At 49.1% G+C, this 1873-nt stretch carries 2 pseudogenes; both read right to left on the reverse strand.

The annotated features are described in order from the left end of the window. Positions 1-378 (reverse strand): annotated as a pseudogene (locus H7F08_RS15210) (MotA/TolQ/ExbB proton channel family protein); the annotation flags it as partial. A gap of 596 nt (positions 379-974) precedes the next feature. Beyond that, positions 975-1742, reverse strand: a pseudogene (locus H7F08_RS15215) (alkaline phosphatase family protein); the annotation flags it as partial. Positions 1743-1873: the final 131 nt, after the last annotated feature.

Genomic DNA, 1873 nt, shown 5'->3' on the forward strand with positions numbered 1-1873 from the left:
GAGCAGGGGAGCCAGGGTAATAATGGTGTCCAGCAACCACAGGCGACGGTCCAGTTTCGGCGCGATGACCAGCACGCTTTCTTCCAGGCGGCTGGCGAGGGCTTCGCCTTTCACCTGACCACTATGGGCAGCGGCGGTACGCAGCAGGGCAGCTTCGGGCAGGTCGCCCGCATCTTCTGCCAGGGTATTGAGAGCTTCGCGATCGAGGCGACCATGACGCCCCAGTTCTTGCACGAATACCAGACCACGCAGAATGGTCCGACGCAGGTACCAGAAGCGATCCACCATCACGGCCAGTTCCACCAGCAGCATCAGGCCCAGTATGTATAGAACCCCGTCCGAGTAGTTGGCGAGGTGAATGAGATAATGAAGATTCATAGGATTACAGGCTCCATAGCAAGCAGAGGCTGACAACGAAATGCTGGGTGATGAACCCCAAAATGGGTCAACAGAGGGATACATTGGATAGGGCGCGAAAAGCCTGCCGACCGGCACTGTCTGGCTGGAGCGCAAAGATACTGGTAATCATATACGGCAGTGTGTCTGATTGACGCGTGTTGCATATGCAGCCCTCTATCCGTTCTTGCATACGCTCGCTGCAAGAATCATTCGTAGAGTTCTATACCTTTAGTGGTGAGTAGCATAACAACGGAATGTGACACTATTGCGACAATTTGATGACATTTTCCTTACAAATGGCATTTTTTTGGTTTTCCTGATAAAAAACAATATAAATCAAAAAGATGATAAAATAATAATATTTTAAATGTACCTATAAAATATTATGATTGATTCATCATTCCTTCCTTCAGGATATTTATTTACAGCAATTAATAAAGTTTATTTTAGGAATAAATCAGTGGGGTATGACGTTTCATCCGGCCATCATGCCGCTTTTGCTGGATAGTTGATTCGGTTGCGCAACAAAGCACTTAAGGTGAATGATTGCGGCAACCGAATATAGTGCGGTTTGTTTAATGGAGTTTGCCTTCGTTGGCCTCATAGCTGGCAATGGTCGTTCCATGAACTTGCGCATAATGATGAAGGTAAGCCATAAAATGTTCATAGCTCTTGACACCCTTACTGGCGATCCACTCCTGCTTCAACTGCTCCGGCCCGCTGACCTTGAGTAGCGAAGTAGGGGTGTAGGCACTCTCCGTACTTACCGGCGCCAGATGTTGCCCGTGTGGATCGGTATGTGCCTTCAACCATTTGGCAGTCAGAATATGACCCGTGGCTCCGGCCTCTCTACGCAATAATGTTCGATTGCTGCATTTACCGGCATTAAAAGAGACTGGCACCTGTATGGGAAGTACCGCTGGTGTCGGCGCGAAATCCGGATGGTCAGTCCAGATATCTCCAATGACCGAAGCATTGGCATCCCATTGGGACATGGGCGGCAGATCCAGAGTCGCTTCAATGGTTTTGACTATGTTCACCTGGGAGTCCAGTTGCGTGTTCAGCATGCCCTTTCTGACCCAGGGGCTGATAACCAGCGCCAATGTCCGATGGCCATTAATATGATCAGCACCGGACTGTGCGTCATCCTCACTCAAAAAAATTGCCATATGTTTCCATTGCGGGGTCGTAGACAGATAATGGATAAATTTGGCCGTGGCGTAGTCGTTGTTGGCCACATAATAGTCTGGCGTGTAATAGCAGGGGGACAAACCGGCAGTATGATCATCCGGCAACCAGATATAAATGAAATGCGGAAATTTCGCGCCCGGATGTGATTTGAGGTTCCTCGCTGTTTTAAGTGGGTAGCTTGAGATCCAGCTTACCCAGTACGAGGTAAGCCATGTTAATAAAATTCTTGTGGGTGCGATAGCCCCGTGCCCTGGATTTGGCGGACTGGAGCAGACTGTTGAAA

Origin of the sequence: Acidithiobacillus sp. HP-11 (assembly GCF_015100075.1) — a bacterium.
Taxonomy (GTDB): Bacteria; Pseudomonadota; Gammaproteobacteria; order Acidithiobacillales; family Acidithiobacillaceae; genus Acidithiobacillus; species Acidithiobacillus thiooxidans.